We start from the raw sequence: 18,110 nt of genomic DNA on the forward strand, positions 1-18,110 counted from the left end.
CTTGCCCCTGTACAATGTTTTCCATGAACAATATTAAGCAGTTTGTTGAAAATTCTCTAGGACGGTGGCGATCGCAGCGCAGCGCCCATCATTTGACTTTCAGACACTTTGAAGCTGTGCAGTCAGTCATTGATATCGTTGCTATCTCGCCGGGCGATCGGGCCGTAATTGAGCTCTGCCAATTGTATAAGGTTGACCCATCCCAAGCCGTAATCCCTTTTCAAATGAGTTGGGAGGGTGAGTCAGATTGGGATGAGAATTCTGAGGTTAAGGGGAGTTGTATTCTAGTACCAATCCCCGATCCAAATGTACCTAATCGGGGTAAGTTATTACGAGATCAAGGTTATGCTGAAACTATCGCCGCAGCAAGTGACTATCACATCACAGAGGATGGAACATTTGTCCTGTTGACTAGCTACGAACACGCCGCAGCAGAAGAAAAAATCTGGTTTGCTAATCCTAATTTACGGTTTCGTGTTTCACTAATTAAAACCAGTGCCGGAAGTGGGGTAGTAACGGCATCATTTTCCTCAGAGATTCGTTCGCTGTCAGGAAATTAGTGAATTACAAATTGCTATTCATAAACTTTCTTCTACCTTCTTTTTAGCATATGAATTCAGTTAAAAGCAATGATTTAATCACTTTAGCTCAGTGGATGGCTGGGGATTTTAGTAACTATCAACAATCCTTTGAACACCCACAACAATTTGCCCATATTCGGATATTTTTTCGTCCCTTACCCTTTGAATTTTTCAATGCCATTGGCTTTTACTCTGAACAGGTTTACGATCACGATCTGTGGACTCCCTATCGTCAGGGAGTTCATCGCTTAATTGACCAGGGAGATCAGATTTATATTGAAAATTATAGCCTCGAAGACCCAATACAGTACGCCGGAGCCGCACGAGAATTAAGCATTCTCAAAACTATTAAACCAGATAGTCTGCAACGACGCTATCACTGTTCCATGATTTTTAAAAGAGACGGCAAAATGTTTCGAGGCAGTGTGGAACCTGGAAACCTTTGTCTCATTGAAAAAAGAGGTTGTTCAACCTACCTAGTTAGTGATGTCGAGATTACAGAAACAACTTGGAGTAGCCTCGATCAAGGTCTGGATGTGAATACCCATCAACAGGTTTGGGGGTCGGCTTTTGGCTCTCTACATTTTGAAAAGCGTCAAAGTTTTGCCAATGAGTTACCTCACATATTATAACTTATCGGCTTAATAATTTCAACTCACATTCGCCATATATTACAATCCTTGATTTCGTACTACAGCAAAATTTTTGCAATTCAGAGACTCCGAGCCAATATCTCAACCTCTTTCTGTAGTACAAATAAGCTCCCAGATTAGACCTGATGTTAACTTATGTTAAGTTTTCTAATAGAACGTCTAAGTATGGTAGTTTTTCATGTAATACAATTGTGGAGATTTTTTCAATGGTTTTTGGACCTGCATCTCGACTTGGAGTCAGTTTATTTGAAGAAACACCCCGTTTAGAACTGATGCCAGGACGTTCAGAAGAAGAAGTAGAAACCATTATTCGTGCCGTTTATCGGCAAGTTTTGGGAAATGCTTACGTCATGGAAAGTGAACGAGCGACGATTCCTGAATCCCAATTCAAAAGTGGTGAACTCAGTGTGCGCGAATTTGTCCGCGCTCTGGCAAAATCAGACGCTTACCGCTCTCGCTTTTTCGATACTTGTCCTCGCTATCGGTTTATTGAACTCAATTTCAAACATCTTTTAGGTCGGGCTCCTGATGGCTTAGAAGAAATGAGAGGACATAGCACCATTCTAGATACTGAAGGCTTCGAGGCAGAAATTGATTCTTACCTCGACAGTGATGAATACCAAAATGCCTACGGGGAAAATATCGTTCCCTATTTCCGAGGCTACAAAACCCAGCCAGGACAAAATATGGTTGGGTTTACTCATATGTTTGCTCTGTTGCGGGGAGCTTCCAGTAGCGACCTCAAGGGCAGTCTTTCTGGAAAAACCCCTGTTCTGAATAAATTCGTGATTCAGCAAACCCCTCTACCCATAGTTCCCCCTTCAGGTGGTGCAGTTGGAGATGGTTGGGCATTCCAAGAGTCTGGTATCAATTCACGTACTCGTGCTGGATTAGGCGCCTCAGCAGAAGGCAAAGTTTATCGCATTACTGTGACTGGATATCGTTCTTCAGCAACCACTGTGATGAACCGAGTCTCTAAATTTCGCTCTAGCAATCAAGCCTATCTCGTACCATTTGATAGGCTCTCGCAAGAATATCAACGCATCCACAAACAAGGCGGCGTAATTTCCAGCATCACTGCTGTCAACTAACAACCGCTCAAACTTCTGCCTTAACGGCTTGGGGAATTATCTCCCTGAGCGTGTTTTTCACAATCCCTAATTCTCTGTTTTGAAGCGTTATTTATTCTTAGGAGAAACTCAATGAGTGTCGTTTTAGATGCGCCAGTAGAACTTTGGGCTACGAGCAGCTCCGATGATAAACAGGCGGTAATTCGCGCTGTTTACAAGCAAGTATTGGGCAATCCCCATGTCATGGAAAGTGAACGCCTGACGATTGCAGAATCCAAGTTGTGCGATGGCACGATAACAGTACGAGAATTTGTCCGCGCTGTGGCTAAATCTGACTTTTATCGCCGTCGGTATTTTGAATCCTGCGCTCCTTACCGCTTTGTCGAGCTAAACTTCAAACATTTGTTGGGTCGCGCTCCTTTAGCTCAAGAGGAACTTTCTGAGCATATTTGTCGGTGTACCCAAGAAGGCTACGAGGCAGAAATTGATTCTTATCTCGATAGTCCAGAATATCAGGAAAAATTTGGCGAGAATACAGTCCCTTATTATCAAGGGGCAAAAAGTCAAGTCGGACAAAAGCAAGTCGGCTACAATCGTACCCTTTCCCTGTATCAAGGTTATGCAGGAGTTGATAGTGCTTTTACCGCTTCTCGCTTAGTAGATTTTGTGGCTGGCAATAGCGGTAACAAGATTACTTTACCAACAACAGGCGGTCGGATCAGCGCTTACAAAGATGCCACCGAAAAGACATTCAAGATTTTAGTCAAGGGGTCTAAATTTGATAGTCCTCGCCGACTAAGTAACACTGAATATCTGGTATCCGGTGCGAATATGACTCCGCAAATTCAGCGAATTCATCGTGCAGGTGGCAAAATTGTCAGCATCACAGAAGTTGCTTAAGGCATAGAGTGACTAGCGGGTAGGGAAGTAAAAATTTACTTCTCTATCCCTCTCTGAAACAATCGCGATTTTTATCTTATCACCCTCGCAATTATGAAAGCGATAACGATAGAAACCGATAGTTTTTCTGTAATCCTTAACAGATGTGTTCGCCTCTGTCAAGCTATTTCAACCAACAGTAACTTTTTTTTACACTCTCAATCAAACTTTCTTTAATTAACGTTAGGAAAAAACAATGTCCAGTTTAACAGCAGCTTTCGTCAGTGACCCAGTAGAACTGCGCTCCAATGCAACGGAAGACGATTTACAAGTCGTTATTCGTGCTGCTTACCGACAGGTGTTAGGAAATGCTCACCTGATGGAAAGTCAGCGTCTCACCAGTGCTGAATCCTTGCTTCGCAATGGTGATATTACGGTGCGTGAATTTGTCAGACAAGTGGCAAAATCAGACCTCTATCAGTCTCTATTTTTTAACACCAATTCTGCCTATCGGTTCATCGAGTTAAACTGCAAGCATTTACTGGGTCGCGCTCCTTTAGAACAGACGGAGATTTCTGAGCACGTCCAAATTTGTAACGGTCAAGGCTATGAAGCCGAAATCGATTCTTATATCGATAGTGACGATTACAGCCAGAACTTTGGCGAGAATATTGTGCCTTATCCTCGGAACATTCGCAGCCAAACTGGTATCAAGAATGTCGGGTTTAATCGGATGCTTTCTTTGCTGGGAGGAGCAGCTACTAGCGATAGTAGTAATCAAGCTCAATTAATTGCTACAGTTGCTAGCAATCTGCCTCAGAAAATTAAACTTTCTAGCGTTGGTAACAGTGGAGCCTCTAGCACAACTGGTAAACGTTTTCGGATTACTGCTGCTAAGTCTGGTGGTGCTAAGGTCAGAGTGAGCAATATCAGCTATGAAGTCAGCTATGCTCAAATGTCTAAGCAAATTAAAAATATTCAGAAAATGGGAGGCAAGATTCTCAGTATTACTGAAGTTGGCTAAATTTACCTAGACTTCACCTTTGTCTTCATTAAAGTTTGGTATCTCCTGCTTTCTATAGAGCGAGTTTATTATTCGCTCTTTTTCTTCTATGCAACAGTTGAGAATAAAAATAAATGACTCAGTTTTCAAGCTGAGAATCTGAAAGATGCTACCCCCAATAGCTTGTAAAAAAATTCAGGCTTGGATCAGAAGTCGTCACCTAATTTTTTGCGGTCAATTGCTAGTTTTTGAAACTTTAGACTATCCAGCAGTTGAGCGATTTGAGGAATGTGTTAACAGTCTAGGAGGGTGCTTAATTTCTGTTGAACCAGCCAAACGACTTTGGATGGGAAATCATCGACAAGTGATTCTCTATCAGGCTAAAGCCAGTTTGCATACACCTCATCATGAACTGCGACAATATTGGTTCAAGTACGGCTGTTTTCAGACTCGATTTGATCAAAGAGCTTAGCTATAACAACCGCCCAGGTTATTAATTATTAAAATATCTTTGATTATTTGCATAATTAGGAACTTTTTGGTTAAAATAAAGAAAAATTATACTTTGTTGTGACTATGGATATTCACGAAATTGAAACGTCTCTGAACAATCCTGATTTTCAGTATCGACTCAAGGCCGTCGCGGCTCTCAAGGATTATCAACCAGAGGTTGCCGTTCCCTTGCTCAAGGCCAAACTCGATGACCCGGAATTCTTAGTACGTTCCTTTGTCAGCAGAGCATTTGGGACACAACAAACCGCTGAATCCTTCGCCGCATTGCTCCAAATCATGAAATTTGATAATACGCCGAATGTGCGAGCTGAAGCTGCTAATTCTCTTTCGCTGTTTGGTCGATGTGCTGCATCTCATTTAGTCTCGACTTTTTTTCAGGATGACCACTGGTTGGTTCGTCGTAGTATTCTGGCGGTTTTGGTTGATATGGAGTGCGAAAGCGAGCTCTTTGAGGTCTGTATGGAAGCCTTAGCTGGCGAAGATATGACCACCCAGGAAGCGGCTGTGGATGCACTTGGTACATTAGCCGGAACTACTCAGGAACCGGCTGCACTTTCTCAGTTATTAATGCTGGCTAATTCGGAGTATGAAGGTATGCGTCAGCACGTCGCCTCTGCTTTGCAACGTTTTGATGATCCGCAGGCTAAGGAAATCTTGAGTCAACTTCGGCAAGACTTCAATCATCGAGTCGTTGCTGCTGCTTTAGAAAATCTGCTATAGACAATAAATAGTTCTGATACTGTTTAGTAGATTAAGCTTGACTAAAAGTTTTTAACCCACTGATTAAATGGTCAAAAGAGAGACTCAATAAATCCTGGTCTTCAGAATTAAAATGCTGCAAACTAACTTTTTTCAACTGTTCTAGTCCACAGAGCATCGCCGAAACAGGAACCCGCAATTCTTGATACAGTAGCTCCATGTTTTTTAGTCCTTCTTGGCTAGTAAATTGAGGATTGTTACCTGCAATTCCATAGGTGATACAGCGTAGGAACTGCCAAAAATCTCGCCAACAGGCTTCAGCACGTTCGGGAGGATAAAGGTCATTACCAGGCTCAGTGATATCGGGAAAGTCCGCTAATACCTTTTTCCTCGCATCAGCAACAATATTAGGAGCTTGCTCTCGCAATAATCTGGCTTTTTCTAGCATTAAAGAGAGATGAGGATGAAGATTTTTAATGCGTTCTAAATCCTCATCTGTGAGATATCGACTTTGATTGTCAGCATCTTGAAAAATGGCAATTACTTCATCTGAATATAAGTTTTTCCAAGTGGCAAAACTGACAATTCTCGCTTGGGGAATTAATTGCTTGGCTCTTTCACTTAATTGCATATTTATTAAATTACACTCACTTAATTTACTAGGATAGACTAAAATTATGAGCGGGTTGATTAAGATTTATTACAAATGCAGCCGTTTAATGATGGCTGGTACGCGATTTTTCTGGGTAATCCTGAGCACACAACAGATTTGTGTAACGAAATATTACTTTGTTTGTCAAATACAGAGACAAGATTTAAGGTAATCCCGTATGATCTTGTTTTGAGGGAAAGATTGAAGGAGCTAGATTTTAATCTATGTTTAAGCCGTTTCAGGAATTCTTAGAAAAAGAACTGTTTGGACGTTTTGCTCTAGAGAGTCGTCCCATTCCCTCTGGGTTGGAATCGGTGGTGAGTGAAAGAGGCAAAAATCCCGCCACGATTCAAAGTTGGTGCTATCAATGTCCCGAATTGCGAAAAATTCGTTACACCTACATTGATGCTGGAGAAACGGCACAAATTTTCAATAGTGTCATTTATCCGAATTATAATTACGATCTGCCTTTGCTAGGAATTGATTTTTTAGCCTTTGGGCAGAAGAAAATCTTGGTGGTCTTGGATTTTCAACCTTTATTCCGCGATCGCGCCTACATAGACAAGTATATCGGGCCAATGAGCGCACTTAAGGAGAAATACAAAGATTTAACGCAAGACTTAGAAATGAAGTTTTACGATGCGAACCAGTATTTTTCTAAGAACTTGCTCTTTGCTAAAACTGATGCAGAAACAGTTGTAACTCGTTTGTTTCCAGCCTATCAAGAATATGTCCAGTTGTATTGGCAAATGCTAGAGCAAGCCTCCCCGCTTAACACTCCAGAAGAGATGCAGCGGATTGTCAAGGCACAGAAAGATTACGATCAGTATAGTGCGGAACGCGATCCAGCATCAGGGCTATTCGGCAGCTATTTTGGGCATGAATGGTCAGAGCGATTTCTGTACGAGTTTTTGTTTGAAGATGCTGTGCCCTTAGCAGTTCCAGCGGGGGTAAGATAAGTTAAAAATGACTCTTTATCAGCCTTTCTTAGATTACGCTATCCCACTTCTAAAAGCACGACTTGACTTGGCTCCCTATCCCATTCCCGAAGGTTTTGAACGGAAGGAAGCTATAACTGGAAAAGGGAAAAAAGAGCAGTTGGTTGTGACGACAAGTCATGCTTTTAAGTCCTCAAAATTACGGCAAATTCGGGCGGCTCATGTTGAGGGTGGTGATGCTCTCCAGGTACTTAATTTTGTCATTTTTCCCCAGTTAAATTATGACTTGCCCTTTTTTGGTGCGGACTTAGTAACCTTGCCGGGGGGACATTTAATTGCTTTAGATATGCAGCCTCTTTTTCACGATGCGGCTTACCAGAAGCAATACTCAGAGCCGATTTTACCGATTTTCAACACTTATCAAAAGGACTTGCCTTGGGGAGGAGATTTTCCTGACGAGGCAAAACCTTTCTTTTCTCCTGCTTTTCTTTGGACTCGTCCCAAGGAAACAGAGGCTGTGCAAACTACGGTCTTTGAAGCTTTTAAGGATTATCTTCAAGCTTATCTCGATTTGGTTGAGCGATCGCAACCTGTCACAGATAGTCAGCGACTTGGAGAGATTCTTGAGGCACAGCGACGTTATATTAATTATCGTGCTGCAAAAGATCCGGCTAGAGGAATGTTTACGCGCTTCTATGGTGAGGAGTGGACTGAGGAATATATTCACGGTTTTCTGTTCGATTTAGAACGCCACATTCCAGAAGTTCAACAATCAGTGTAAATTTATCCTACATGAGAGCGAAGACTCTGAGCCGTATTGTTACGAGTAAAAGCATTCCACGTTCCTAATTCTTTGGGGTCGCGACTACAAAGCATGGCTTTCATCTCTTGGGTGAGTCCTTGTGCTAGGGTAAAATCTGCGCCAGCAATACTCTTTAATTGCTCTAAATTGGCCCCGGTTAAGTCAGCCCCTCGTAAATCTGCTCCTTGTAATTCGACTCCAATTAAGATAGCATTCCGTAAATAAGCACCAGTCAGAAAGGCATTCTGAAGACTCGCCCCACTTAAGGCGGCTCCCTCTAAATTTGCCCCAGTTAAATCGGCTCCACTGAGATAGGCACCTCGCAGATTACAGCCGTGTAAATCTGCGCCTCTGAGGTAAGCTGTATTTAGAAAAGATCCACTGAGATTGGCTTGGGGACCAATAGCTCCCGCATTTTTGTAATTGAATCCTTCTGGCCACAGGGTGTGAGCATCATATTGAGCTAATTTTAATTTTGCCTCTTGTAGCTTGGCATCGACTAAATTACAGCCCTGTAAATCTGCACGAAAAAGATAGCTTTCTTGTAAATTCGCTCCACTCAAATTGGCATCTCTGAGATTGGCCCTTCGTAAATCAACTCCTTTGAGATTGGCCCCTTGCAAATTGGTTTGACTAAGGTTTGCCCCAATCAAGTTTGCTCCACTGAAATCAATACCAGATAAATCCATCTGGCTGAGGTTGATTCCCGCGAGGTTGGTTTGAGCTAGACTTTTGCCTTGCTGAATGGCTGGTAAGATTTCTATTGCAGAAAGGGGTTCGGAGAGGAAAGACGAGTGTTGACGAGGTGACATTATGTTTTTCTGAAAATTTATTGAGCGAGTTGGTTAAAATTGTCCTGTGTCATTTATCCTAGAATTTGATGGATTCCAGACAGACGTTTGTTTATTTTTCTTAACCAAAATCAGAAATGCTATTAACACCGCCAAGGACTATGATGGATTTTTTTCGCAAGAGTGAGGGCGTTTGGTTTACTCAGCGAACAGTCCATAATTTTGATACTGCTGCGGCTGATGAATCGGGAGAATCTAATGTGATCGTTGACGTTTTGTCAATAGACGATCCCAGAATTTTAGACGTTTGTCAACAGCAGAATGTCGATCCCGCTTTAGTTAGTGGGGGATGCAGTTTTATGTGGCAGGATAATTTAGATGATACTGTCCCGAACGAAAACTATGCTGCTATTCTTGTAGATGTGCCTAATCCTAGTAATCCGAGAACGGGCAATTTTCTGCGAAATCGAGGCTATGTTGAAGGTATTCCGGTCATCGGTGTTTACCATTTTGCGGATGATGGGGTGTTGACTATTGAGACGGAATATGAGACTAATCAAGGACAGGAACGCTGTTGGTTTATTAACGATCATTTTCGGGTACGGGTGATGACTGTGCAGATGATTAATGGGGTTAAACAAATGGCATACTGTTCTGAGCGTCGTTGTGTTTCTCATTCTGCTTTAGAAGAGATGTTGGAACACAATCGCTTGAGGTTTTCTGGGGTGGGTGTGCTGTCACCTTAAAGTCCCAAATATCCAGTCTCTTGCAATCGCGGCTACACACACAAAGTCCCCAATATCCCGGCGATTGAAATCGCGGCTACACACGCAAAGTCCGCCTACGCGGACTAATTATTAAACTATTAAAACTATGTCTGAGAATGAAGAATTGATGCCATCTGGTAATGATGAAACTGTAGAAAATTCAACGACTAATGTTGAAGAATTGGCAGAAGTAATTGCTGAATTTGAGAAATATCGCGAACGTTTGGTTAATGAAACGATGACTGCGGCACAAAAGGCAAAATTACCTCAGAAGCCGGCGATGGCTAAAATTGAGCCGGAACTTGCTAAGATTGATGCTGGATTGGAGACTCTTCGCGCTCAATTGGCGGCTCTAACTACTAATAATTAGGTGATGATTATGGTCAATTCTAATGCTCAAGCTGAGGCAGATCCAATTTTATTGGCTCACGCTGAAACAGATGCTTTTCTTCGGGAAGTTACTGAAAAAATAGATTTAGATACTTTCGATGCTAATGATTCCAATCTGTTGAAGCGGTTGGTTGAATGTTTGGGAGATACGCGGGGGATGACTCGACTGCGTTTCGCTGAAACTTTGGCTGAAATTGGGGAAGCGGCGACTCCTTTTTTATTAGATGCTTTGGCTAATCATGCTAATGTAGTAGTTAGGCGGGCTGCGGCTAAAACTATAACTTTGATTGCCGATCCAACTGCGGTTCCTAATTTAATTCACTCTCTTTTAAATGATGAGGATACGGTGGTTAAGGGTTCATCAATTGGGGCGTTGGCGAGGATTGGGGAGCCGTCTGTGCAGGCTTTGTTGGATATTTTAGGGTCAACTGATTTGCCTGAGAGTACGATCGGTCATGCGGCTTGGGCGTTGGCTTTTATTGGGGCGGGGGCGAAGGAGTATTTGTATCGGGCGATCGCCTCTGATTCGCCTGTGGTGCGCGGTGCGGTGGTGGGTGCGATCGCCAAAGTTGCACAGGAAGAACCGAAGGATGAATTATTCGAGATTTTGGTTAAGTCTCTGACGGATGTTGATGTTGATGTGCGTTGCGAGGCGGCGGCGGCTTTAGGAAATCTGGCTTATAAACCGGCAATTCCTAATCTGATTGAGTTGCTGGATCGTGGTGATGGGGAAACTCGCAGGGCGGCGGCTTTGTCTTTGATGAAAGTGGGCGATCGGGCTGCAATTGAACCGCTACAAGCTGCATTGGAAAAGGAGTCAGAAGCGGCGATTCAAGGTGTGATTAAGTTGGCGATTTCTCAAATTAAGTAACTAAAAGTATGACTGAATCGCGAACGGGGCGGATGTTGCTTTCTCATAATTTTGATAGGCCCGAGGGTGTTTTTCCCACCTTAAGTAGGGAAGAATTTACTCGGGTATTTGCTGAGGGTTTAAGTCAATATCCTGAGATTAAGTGTCGTCAATTAAATCACGGTCATTGGATGGTAGAAGTTTTGTTTTCTACTGATGCTTTTTCTCCGCCTCAAGTGGGAGAATTTTGCGCTCAAAGTTTGGTGGATAAGCGGATGAGTCAGGGGAAAATTGATGATTTTTTTCCTGATATTTTGATTTTAGCGGGATTGAAGAAGACTCCACCATTGACTAGCGATGCTGATGCGCTGCAAACGGGAGAATGGGGGGTTGATGTGGTGGAAACTCAGTCTGCTGAAAGTTTTTTGATGGCTATGGGCTGGGAGGATAAAACGGCGGGGAAAAGTATTGAGGATGTTTTTAAGGTTGAAAGGAGAAAAGGGTAAAGGTGTTTTTAGTGGGGACTATCGCTTCTCGATTTATCCGGCTAAAATAAACACAAAGCATCAGACAAAAACAATATTATCGCAAGATAAGTATTGATAAAAACCAGAAAAAACAGGAAGGGTAAATATGAGCCTAAATAGCTACTTAATTCCAGGCGAAACATTTAGCACAGAGAATAAACTTGATAACTCTCAAACCTCTCTTTCAGACGAAGAAATTAACGAAAAATACAAGAAAGGTGAGATCAGAATTGTTACTGAGCAAGCTCGTTATCCACTTGACACGATAGAAAATATGCTTGATAGCAAGCAGGGAGACCGTAAAAAATATCTCCTAAATCCTGAGTACCAACGTAGAAAAAGGTGGGATAACACTCGTAAATCTCGTTTAATAGAATCATTTATCATGAATGTACCTATTCCGCCTATCTTTCTTTATGAAGTAGAGTATTCTATTTATGAAGTAATGGATGGACAACAAAGGCTCACAGCTATTTATGATTTTTATAAAGGAACATTTGAGTTAGAAGGATTAGAATATTGGCAGGCTCTTAATGGTCGAAAATATCATGATTTACCTGAACAAGTTAAACGAGGTATAGACAGGCGTTATTTATCGTCTATGGTGTTGTTAGAAGAAACAGCAAAAAGCCAACAAGAAGCAGAATATCTCAAGCGAATAGTTTTTGAAAGATTGAATAGTGGTGGGGAGAAACTAACCCCACAAGAAACAAGAAATGCTTTACATAATGGCAGATTTAATCAATTGTGCATGAAACTTGCTCAGAACGATCACTTTCGTGAAATGTGGAAACTACCTTTGGAAAGCGAGGTAGAAGATTTACTACTTCAAAGCGAAGAACAGCTAAGAGAATCAACTGCTTCAACTAGATTAACACTATATCGTAAAATGGAAGATGTTGAATTAGTTTTACGATTTTTTGCTTACAGACATTTAGATGCACTAAGAACCCCTATTGATGAATTTTTAGATAATTATTTGAAAGAAGCAAATAGCTGGCCGGATGAAGTCTTGAATCAACTTGAATCTATATTTATCGAAACTATTGAGCTAGTTTATACAGTTTTTGGTGAGAATGCGTTTTTGGCTCCTGGAAATAAGAAAGAATCTCAATCTAAGACACCTAGAAAGACTATTTACGATCCTTTGATGCAGGTTTTCTCACGAAATTTGGAAAATAAATATCGCATCATACAAAACGCGGAAACAATCAAGAAAAACAAATATTCAAATAAGAAGGGGTTAGATGAGGGACGGAGAAATAGAGTTCTTTTTGATGGAAAATATAACAGTCGAAAGGAAGTGCAATCTCGCATAGACTATTTTCAAAACTTTCTAAAAGAATATATTTCATAAACTTGGGTATAAATTATGAATAGAACATCATTGAATAGCTTCCAAACAGATGTAAATCAAATACGAGAATATTTGAAACACATTCAGTATGTAAATGATGTGGTTGGCTATGCTGTTTTAGAAGAGGATAATCAAGAAATAAAATCTTTGTTGAATACCCTAAAAAAACATGAGAAAAGCTTTAGAATAGAAAAACGGGTATTTGAATACAAGGCAGCGATTATTTCACTTTACGGGCTGTTGGAACAATATGTTGAAACTTGGGTTAAGGAATATCTTGATTCACTTTCCAGTTTAGTACCTGAATATAACCAAATAGATGAAAAGATTAGGGATAATCATTTTGAACTTTCTTTAAAACTAATAGATATTATTATAAATAGAGAACTTGCAAAATATAAAAATCTTACAAAAGAGGAGGTTTTAAGAAAATTAAATCATTGTATTGTCAATCTTACAAACTATCAAATAAATACAGAAGCATTTGTTCTTTCATCTGGCAACTTAAAGCATAATAAAATTGTAGAATTATTTAAACCTTTAAATGTAGATTTGAACACTGAATTAATTAAAAATGAAAGCCTCAATAGGGAAATTGGTTTAGCACCTAATGATATTTCCAATAAAGAAAAAGATATTTTGTACTATAAAATTAATGACTTAGTTGAAAGGAGAAATCAAATTGCTCACGGTTCGGAAATATTGGACATTTTAAATATCTCTGAATTAGAACCTTATATTCAATTTTTAGAACTGTATTGTCAAGCTATTTTTGAAACATTATTTGAAAAATTTATTAAACAAGAATCAATACATAGTTTTAAAAATATCGAAAAAGTGGTTAAAATATTTTGCAGTCAAATATTGGCGTTTGAAATAGAAAATTACACGATCGAAGTTGGGGATATGTTGATCATTAAAACCACAGATGGCAGATTCTACAAAAAGCCTATTTTGGACATTGAATTAGATAAGATAAAATATCAAAAACTTACAATTTCCGAAAAAAAAAATATTGCTGTACGTGTTGACCATAAAATCAAAGAAACTCAAACATTTTACATAAAAAAAATAAGGCCAGCCACCAACATTACATACTAAGTAGTCTAAATATTAATTATACCGAAACTTTCCCCATCGTCAACTCCTGCTGCTGAACCGGAATACAAATCTCAAACTCCGTCCCTTTTTCTGGCGTGGAAAAACACCTAAGCGTCCCACCATGTTTTTCAGTAATAATCTGATAACTAATCGCCATTCCCATTCCGGTTCCCTTCCCTACAGGCTTTGTTGTAAAAAATGGATTGAATATCTGTGTTTGAATTGATTCGGGAATTCCATTGCCATTATCGGCGATCGCAATTTTCACCCATTCCGAATCTACCACCGAGGTAGAAATTGTAATACAACATGGGTGCTTCTCGATCGCGCAAGCTACTTGTTGAGTATTTCTTTCTTCCAGTGCATCAATAGCGTTTGCCAAAATATTGATAAATACTTGGTTAAGTTGTCCGGCATAACACTCAACTAGCGGTAAATCACCATAGTCTCGAATGACTTTAATTTCTGGATGTTCTAGCCGGGCTTGGAGACGATGTTGCAAAATTAACAGCGTGCTATCAATTGCTTTATGGATATTAACTTCTTTAAATTCTGACTCATCTATCCTGGAAAAATTGCCGAGTGACACCACAATTTGGCGAATGCGATCGCTACAAGTTCTCATTGAACTCAGAATTTTAGGTAAATCATCTTGCAAAAAATCCAGCTCAATATTTTCGGCTTCTTTCTCTATTTCGCTAAGCGCGTTTGGATAATGCTTTTGATATAGGTTTACCAAATTTAATAGCTTTTCAGCATAATCTTGTACATGAATTAGATAGCTAGGAAGGAAGCCGCTCGGATTGTTTATTTCATGGGCTACTCCTGCAAATAATCGCCCCAAGGATGAGTTTTTTTGTGTCTGAATCAGTTTGTGTTGCGTTCGTTTTAAATTCTCAATTTCCTGCTCAAGTTGCTGAGATTTTTCTCATTCTCTGGCTTCGTTATCGCGTAATGTGACTTCTATTTGTTTCCGTTGAGCTATTTCAGCGGTGAGTTGCTCGTGGATTTCCAATTGTCGGAATACTTCCTCAAATGTGGTTGCTAAAAATTGAATTTCGTGAGCTGGAATCGTCTTTGGCATAGGGAAGATGCCAGTTTTTTTACTTTGAGAAACTGCTTCGTTTAAGTCGCGCAAGGGTTGCAATACATTCTTCTGAAGGAGTATCCCCATAATTAACAAAATTGTGATGATGCCAACTAGCAATGACAATGTTGAGGTAATGAAGGTTCTGTCGGCTGCTTGCTTCATTTGGTTGAGATCGAGTAGGGCGATCGCCACTCCTCGCCGTTGAGAGGCGCCAAACAAGGTACTGCTAAAAGGCAGAATTTGGGCGATCGCAGGCTGGTTGTCCACGACGATATCTTGCCTGACTTCAATGCCTGCGGTTGCCGCCCGATCGATCGCGATCGCGAGTTGTGGATAGATCGCAGTGTATGCCTCATTAGTCGTATTCTGAGGACTGCGGGCGATCGCTATTCCAGATGGATCGACAATCGCAATTTCCAGCACACCGGGCATCGTGGCAAAATTTTGCACAACCCGTCGCAGAATGCTTTTATTCTCCAACTCTAGTAAGCCTTCTGTAGAAAACTCCAGAGATTGTGTAATTGATTGAGCCCGGTTATGAACTTGCGTTTCTAAGTCAGACTGCATCAGCCGATAGTTAAGTCCCAGGGTTGCCAGTCCAACTGTGGTAATCGACAACCCAACGCTAACCAGCAAGCGCTGCGACAAGCTATGGGATGCAGGAATTTCGTCATAATTTTTATTCATTGATTGCTGTAGTTACGAGCTCAGTGTTAATCTCCACATCCTGACGCGGCATCCCTCCGGGACGGGGGTCAGATTTTAATAGTTCAGCCATTTGAGCGATCGCCTCTGGCAACCTACCAGAACATAGAGATGAATACAGGACGATGCTAACGGATTTGATATCACATGGGAAAATTCCGTCCAAAATCGCGATCGGTAACGATATCAGCCGGATGAGAATGCTTCTGGGCCTTAACGAATTTCCCCAAACCGCATTTTTAAACCTAATTGGGGGGTTTTCTTGCTATGTTTTTTGCCTACAAGAACCCGATCGAATCAAAACTTGCGATCGTGCGATCGCCCTTGACAAAGATCGGACTCTTGGCAGAATAATCAGGCTAGAAACTAAAAGAGCGATCGCACCGAATTGAAGGGCGATCGATCTACGGGTATTTTTAAAGTATTGGGTATTGCGATCGCGAGCTAAGGACTCGGTTCAGTGGCAGACGGCCCCGCAAAACCCCGAACACACAGGCAGAAACAAGGCGGGCTTTCGGCTGCACGCTCATTGTTCGCTGACTGTTAATAACTTCTAGCTCATTTGAGCGAGGTTAATCAATTGTGCCAAAGTGGATAAGTGCTGCGCGGATCGCGATGAACCACACGGCGAGGGTGGCAAATAGGTAGAGGTAGAACCGAAGTATGATGAGATTGAATGTGCAATGGACAGCGCTATGCAAGGTGCGAAATACAACGAAGACCCACGCGGCGTTCACATACACTGTATCCACCTGCTTTGTGATGAACAGGTATAGGACAAGCGCATAGAAAAGTACCGGAATCTCGAACAGGTTTTTTAGGTTATCCGATGGATTGGATACGCTTGGTGGCGAAATTTGTGCCAGTGCGCCCGGTACAGCAAGTTCTTTCGGGGTGAGCTTTCTACTCGTGATAAAACTGATACGGCGGATGTACATATACACCCAGACGAGGAATGTGAGAAACACTGTTGCAAAGAAGGGACTGAAAATTGTATCTTGCGTCATTTTTACCTCGATATTAACTTAGTAGAACATTGTAGTTAATGCTCGATAGGCACATTTGGTAGACGGCTCCACTCGTTCCACGAGCCGTCGTAATTTCGCACATTGGGATAACCTAGTAAATACTTTAAAACAAACCAGGTACACGCCGATCTTCCTCCAATGGCACAGTAAGGAAACACTTCTTTATCAGCCGTAATGCCCTGGCTGCCATAAAGGGTGTGTAACAATTCTGGTGACTTAAAAGTTCCATCTTCATTCAGAGCTAGGATGTGTTCGAGATTTACTGCCCCTGGAATATGACCCGCGCGTTCCGTTCCTTCTGGTGGCTTCATCATGAATAATTCGCCACGATATTCTTCAGGGGTGCGAACATCTAGCAACACGCAATCCGTCCGATTCAAAGATGCGTGAACCTCTGGTTGTAACACCCGCAAATTAGCATTGGGGGATTTCGCATGATACTGTGCGGGTGCGAAGTTGGATAACTCCGATACCAGTGGGCGACTTTCTGCAACCCATTTCTGATATCCACCGTTGAGAACATACACTTTGTCATGTCCAAAGGTTTTCAAAAGCCAGAAAATCCAGGCTCCTGTGTTAGGATAGCTGCCATAGGCGATCGCAGTTGTTTCAGAGGAAATTCCCGATCGCGAAAGCAATTTTTCGATCGCATTTGTATCGAGATTCATGCTGAAATCGGGTATTAGCAAATCTGTAAAGATATTCCAGAACACAGCACCGGGAATATGAGCGTTTTTGTACGGTTCTGGACTCATATCCACTTCAATCACCCGCACGGTTGGATCGTTAAGATGATCCATGAGCCATTGCGTATCGACCAAAACTTCAGGATGAGCATATTGGGACATTGGTTTTCTCCGATCTTTGGCACGCTTAGCTAAGATTAGGATAGGTAGATTGGCTTGCCCAGTCCTCGATCGGGTACTCTTTTTGACAATCAAGCAATCATGACCATGAAAAGTCCCTTACAGCTTTTATTTGAAGCGATCGACCGGGTAAAGGACGAACAAGATTTGCGATCGCAAGTCGTGCCCAAAATCGGTGAGTATTTTGCAGCTAAACGATCGGGAATCTTTTTCTTCGATCGACTGCCGTTGTTAGATAGTAAGCTTCAGAAAACACTGCAAATTGGGCTATCGATCGAACATAATCCTGTTGTGCGTTATTTAGCGGAGCGCCATGCTCCTGTCCATGAAGCATTGGTGGCGTCTCCCAAGGTTTGGACAATAATTTGTCCCCGACCCGATCATTGGCACGTGATGGCGGGGCCGATTGTCAGTCGCGGTCAATTAGTGGGTGCAGTAGGTTGCACCCGCGATCGGTCAATGCCCGCCTTTGATACAGAAAATCTAGCCGATTTGAGTGCGATCTGTTTGCATTTGTCTGTTTGGGCTGCAACCGTGCGATTTCAACACCAACCTTTCAAGACCTCACGCATAACGCCTCGTGAATTGCAAATTGCCGAATTGGTTGCTTTGGGGCGAACCAACGCAGAAATCGGCAGGGAACTTTGGATTACTGAGAATTCGGTGAAGCAAGCTTTGAAGCGAATGTTCCGCAAGCTTGAAGTTTCGTCTCGTGCAGAAATGGTTGCACAGCTTTCCGCGACAAAACACCATTTGCCAAGTGTAAAAATGGGGAGCATCCCAGTTGAGAACTAAGCAGAAATACTTAAGGAAAATTCCCCGTTAAGATAAGCACAGCGTAAGCGAAG

The 18,110-nt window shown here is 41.7% G+C and carries 22 protein-coding genes; 16 read left to right on the plus strand and 6 right to left on the minus strand.

What is annotated here, in order from left to right; genetic code table 11:
• Nucleotides 1–23: 23 nt before the first annotated feature.
• The 6 genes from QUA44_RS24640 to QUA44_RS24665 all read left to right on the plus strand — a co-directional run bounded on the left by QUA44_RS24640 (nt 24) and on the right by QUA44_RS24665 (nt 5,419).
• Nucleotides 24–560, plus strand: coding sequence for a phycobiliprotein lyase (locus tag QUA44_RS24640; protein WP_333255243.1), 537 nt, complete (start codon nt 24–26; stop codon nt 558–560).
• A gap of 50 nt (nt 561–610) precedes the next feature.
• On the plus strand, nt 611–1,213 hold the full coding sequence (locus tag QUA44_RS24645; protein WP_333255241.1) for a chromophore lyase CpcT/CpeT: 603 nt from the start codon (nt 611–613) through the stop codon (nt 1,211–1,213).
• 227 nt (nt 1,214–1,440) lie between these two features.
• On the plus strand, nt 1,441–2,325 hold the full coding sequence (locus QUA44_RS24650) for a phycobilisome linker polypeptide (RefSeq protein ID WP_333255239.1): 885 nt from the start codon (nt 1,441–1,443) through the stop codon (nt 2,323–2,325).
• Nucleotides 2,326–2,436: 111 nt separating this feature from the next.
• The gene (locus QUA44_RS24655; protein WP_333255238.1) at nt 2,437–3,204 is read left to right on the plus strand and encodes a phycobilisome rod-core linker polypeptide; all 768 of its coding nucleotides are present in this window, start codon (nt 2,437–2,439) and stop codon (nt 3,202–3,204) included.
• Nucleotides 3,205–3,439: 235 nt separating this feature from the next.
• Nucleotides 3,440–4,207 (plus strand): phycobilisome rod-core linker polypeptide, encoded by a 768-nt coding sequence (locus QUA44_RS24660; RefSeq protein WP_333159585.1) that lies wholly within the window; start codon nt 3,440–3,442, stop codon nt 4,205–4,207.
• 555 nt (nt 4,208–4,762) lie between these two features.
• Nucleotides 4,763–5,419: a HEAT repeat domain-containing protein gene (locus QUA44_RS24665; RefSeq protein ID WP_333255236.1), complete on the plus strand. Its 657-nt coding sequence runs from the start codon at nt 4,763–4,765 to the stop codon at nt 5,417–5,419.
• Nucleotides 5,420–5,450: 31 nt separating this feature from the next.
• On the opposite strand, the gene QUA44_RS24670 is transcribed toward QUA44_RS24665, so the two are convergent.
• Nucleotides 5,451–6,029: a phycobilisome protein gene (locus tag QUA44_RS24670; protein ID WP_333255234.1), complete on the minus strand. Its 579-nt coding sequence runs from the start codon at nt 6,027–6,029 to the stop codon at nt 5,451–5,453.
• 245 nt (nt 6,030–6,274) lie between these two features.
• On the opposite strand from QUA44_RS24670, the gene QUA44_RS24675 reads away from it, so the two are divergent.
• Both QUA44_RS24675 and QUA44_RS24680 read left to right on the plus strand, forming a co-directional pair.
• Nucleotides 6,275–7,009 (plus strand): 15,16-dihydrobiliverdin:ferredoxin oxidoreductase, encoded by a 735-nt coding sequence (locus QUA44_RS24675; RefSeq protein ID WP_333255232.1) that lies wholly within the window; start codon nt 6,275–6,277, stop codon nt 7,007–7,009.
• A 7-nt stretch (nt 7,010–7,016) separates the two neighbouring features.
• Entirely contained in the window at nt 7,017–7,769 is a 753-nt protein-coding gene (locus tag QUA44_RS24680; protein ID WP_333255231.1) for a phycoerythrobilin:ferredoxin oxidoreductase, read from the plus strand.
• A 2-nt stretch (nt 7,770–7,771) separates the two neighbouring features.
• On the opposite strand, the gene QUA44_RS24685 is transcribed toward QUA44_RS24680, so the two are convergent.
• Complete coding sequence (locus QUA44_RS24685) at nt 7,772–8,602, minus strand: pentapeptide repeat-containing protein (protein ID WP_333255229.1); 831 nt, start codon at nt 8,600–8,602, stop codon at nt 7,772–7,774.
• Nucleotides 8,603–8,742: 140 nt separating this feature from the next.
• Between QUA44_RS24685 and QUA44_RS24690 the strand changes: the two genes are divergently transcribed.
• The 6 genes from QUA44_RS24690 (at nt 8,743) to QUA44_RS24715 (ending at nt 13,573) form a co-directional block, all read left to right on the plus strand.
• Entirely contained in the window at nt 8,743–9,327 is a 585-nt protein-coding gene (locus tag QUA44_RS24690) for a phycobiliprotein lyase (protein ID WP_333255227.1), read from the plus strand.
• Nucleotides 9,328–9,454: 127 nt separating this feature from the next.
• Nucleotides 9,455–9,718, plus strand: a complete 264-nt coding sequence (locus QUA44_RS24695) for a hypothetical protein (RefSeq protein WP_333255226.1) — start codon at nt 9,455–9,457, stop codon at nt 9,716–9,718.
• Between the two features lie 9 nt (nt 9,719–9,727).
• Nucleotides 9,728–10,609: a HEAT repeat domain-containing protein gene (locus QUA44_RS24700; RefSeq protein ID WP_333255224.1), complete on the plus strand. Its 882-nt coding sequence runs from the start codon at nt 9,728–9,730 to the stop codon at nt 10,607–10,609.
• A gap of 8 nt (nt 10,610–10,617) precedes the next feature.
• Nucleotides 10,618–11,094 (plus strand): DUF2656 domain-containing protein, encoded by a 477-nt coding sequence (locus QUA44_RS24705; protein ID WP_333255222.1) that lies wholly within the window; start codon nt 10,618–10,620, stop codon nt 11,092–11,094.
• Between the two features lie 127 nt (nt 11,095–11,221).
• On the plus strand, nt 11,222–12,472 hold the full coding sequence (locus QUA44_RS24710; protein WP_333255220.1) for a DUF262 domain-containing protein: 1,251 nt from the start codon (nt 11,222–11,224) through the stop codon (nt 12,470–12,472).
• A 15-nt stretch (nt 12,473–12,487) separates the two neighbouring features.
• The gene (locus QUA44_RS24715; protein ID WP_333255218.1) at nt 12,488–13,573 is read left to right on the plus strand and encodes an MAE_28990/MAE_18760 family HEPN-like nuclease; all 1,086 of its coding nucleotides are present in this window, start codon (nt 12,488–12,490) and stop codon (nt 13,571–13,573) included.
• Between the two features lie 16 nt (nt 13,574–13,589).
• On the opposite strand, the gene QUA44_RS24720 is transcribed toward QUA44_RS24715, so the two are convergent.
• Complete coding sequence (locus tag QUA44_RS24720; protein ID WP_333255216.1) at nt 13,590–14,417, minus strand: ATP-binding protein; 828 nt, start codon at nt 14,415–14,417, stop codon at nt 13,590–13,592.
• Nucleotides 14,418–14,501: 84 nt separating this feature from the next.
• Nucleotides 14,502–15,350, minus strand: coding sequence for a hypothetical protein (locus tag QUA44_RS24725; RefSeq protein ID WP_333255214.1), 849 nt, complete (start codon nt 15,348–15,350; stop codon nt 14,502–14,504).
• 143 nt (nt 15,351–15,493) lie between these two features.
• On the opposite strand from QUA44_RS24725, the gene QUA44_RS24730 reads away from it, so the two are divergent.
• Nucleotides 15,494–15,760, plus strand: coding sequence for a hypothetical protein (locus QUA44_RS24730; RefSeq protein ID WP_333255212.1), 267 nt, complete (start codon nt 15,494–15,496; stop codon nt 15,758–15,760).
• A 180-nt stretch (nt 15,761–15,940) separates the two neighbouring features.
• On the opposite strand, the gene QUA44_RS24735 is transcribed toward QUA44_RS24730, so the two are convergent.
• Nucleotides 15,941–16,375, minus strand: a complete 435-nt coding sequence (locus QUA44_RS24735) for an MAPEG family protein (protein ID WP_333255210.1) — start codon at nt 16,373–16,375, stop codon at nt 15,941–15,943.
• 35 nt (nt 16,376–16,410) lie between these two features.
• Nucleotides 16,411–17,244, minus strand: coding sequence for a sulfurtransferase (locus tag QUA44_RS24740; RefSeq protein ID WP_333255208.1), 834 nt, complete (start codon nt 17,242–17,244; stop codon nt 16,411–16,413).
• 105 nt (nt 17,245–17,349) lie between these two features.
• Between QUA44_RS24740 and QUA44_RS24745 the strand changes: the two genes are divergently transcribed.
• Nucleotides 17,350–18,057, plus strand: a complete 708-nt coding sequence (locus tag QUA44_RS24745) for a LuxR C-terminal-related transcriptional regulator (protein ID WP_333255207.1) — start codon at nt 17,350–17,352, stop codon at nt 18,055–18,057.
• Nucleotides 18,058–18,110: the final 53 nt, after the last annotated feature.

The sequence above is a fragment of the Microcoleus sp. N9_A2 genome (genome assembly GCF_036701775.1).
Classification (GTDB): domain Bacteria; phylum Cyanobacteriota; class Cyanobacteriia; order Cyanobacteriales; family Microcoleaceae; genus Microcoleus.

Bases quoted from the DNA above. Each gene is read 5' to 3' on its own strand.
- QUA44_RS24640 (WP_333255243.1), top strand. From the start codon at position 24: ATGAACAATATTAAGCAGTTTGTTGAAAATTCTCTAGGACGGTGGCGA.
- QUA44_RS24645 (WP_333255241.1), top strand. From the start codon at position 611: ATGAATTCAGTTAAAAGCAATGATTTAATCACTTTAGCTCAGTGGATG.
- QUA44_RS24650 (WP_333255239.1), top strand. From the start codon at position 1,441: ATGGTTTTTGGACCTGCATCTCGACTTGGAGTCAGTTTATTTGAAGAA.
- QUA44_RS24655 (WP_333255238.1), top strand. From the start codon at position 2,437: ATGAGTGTCGTTTTAGATGCGCCAGTAGAACTTTGGGCTACGAGCAGC.
- QUA44_RS24660 (WP_333159585.1), top strand. From the start codon at position 3,440: ATGTCCAGTTTAACAGCAGCTTTCGTCAGTGACCCAGTAGAACTGCGC.
- QUA44_RS24665 (WP_333255236.1), top strand. From the start codon at position 4,763: ATGGATATTCACGAAATTGAAACGTCTCTGAACAATCCTGATTTTCAG.
- QUA44_RS24670 (WP_333255234.1), bottom strand. From the start codon at position 6,029: ATGCAATTAAGTGAAAGAGCCAAGCAATTAATTCCCCAAGCGAGAATT.
- QUA44_RS24675 (WP_333255232.1), top strand. From the start codon at position 6,275: ATGTTTAAGCCGTTTCAGGAATTCTTAGAAAAAGAACTGTTTGGACGT.
- QUA44_RS24680 (WP_333255231.1), top strand. From the start codon at position 7,017: ATGACTCTTTATCAGCCTTTCTTAGATTACGCTATCCCACTTCTAAAA.
- QUA44_RS24685 (WP_333255229.1), bottom strand. From the start codon at position 8,602: ATGTCACCTCGTCAACACTCGTCTTTCCTCTCCGAACCCCTTTCTGCA.
- QUA44_RS24690 (WP_333255227.1), top strand. From the start codon at position 8,743: ATGATGGATTTTTTTCGCAAGAGTGAGGGCGTTTGGTTTACTCAGCGA.
- QUA44_RS24695 (WP_333255226.1), top strand. From the start codon at position 9,455: ATGTCTGAGAATGAAGAATTGATGCCATCTGGTAATGATGAAACTGTA.
- QUA44_RS24700 (WP_333255224.1), top strand. From the start codon at position 9,728: ATGGTCAATTCTAATGCTCAAGCTGAGGCAGATCCAATTTTATTGGCT.
- QUA44_RS24705 (WP_333255222.1), top strand. From the start codon at position 10,618: ATGACTGAATCGCGAACGGGGCGGATGTTGCTTTCTCATAATTTTGAT.
- QUA44_RS24710 (WP_333255220.1), top strand. From the start codon at position 11,222: ATGAGCCTAAATAGCTACTTAATTCCAGGCGAAACATTTAGCACAGAG.
- QUA44_RS24715 (WP_333255218.1), top strand. From the start codon at position 12,488: ATGAATAGAACATCATTGAATAGCTTCCAAACAGATGTAAATCAAATA.
- QUA44_RS24725 (WP_333255214.1), bottom strand. From the start codon at position 15,350: ATGAATAAAAATTATGACGAAATTCCTGCATCCCATAGCTTGTCGCAG.
- QUA44_RS24730 (WP_333255212.1), top strand. From the start codon at position 15,494: ATGCTAACGGATTTGATATCACATGGGAAAATTCCGTCCAAAATCGCG.
- QUA44_RS24735 (WP_333255210.1), bottom strand. From the start codon at position 16,375: ATGACGCAAGATACAATTTTCAGTCCCTTCTTTGCAACAGTGTTTCTC.
- QUA44_RS24740 (WP_333255208.1), bottom strand. From the start codon at position 17,244: ATGTCCCAATATGCTCATCCTGAAGTTTTGGTCGATACGCAATGGCTC.
- QUA44_RS24745 (WP_333255207.1), top strand. From the start codon at position 17,350: ATGAAAAGTCCCTTACAGCTTTTATTTGAAGCGATCGACCGGGTAAAG.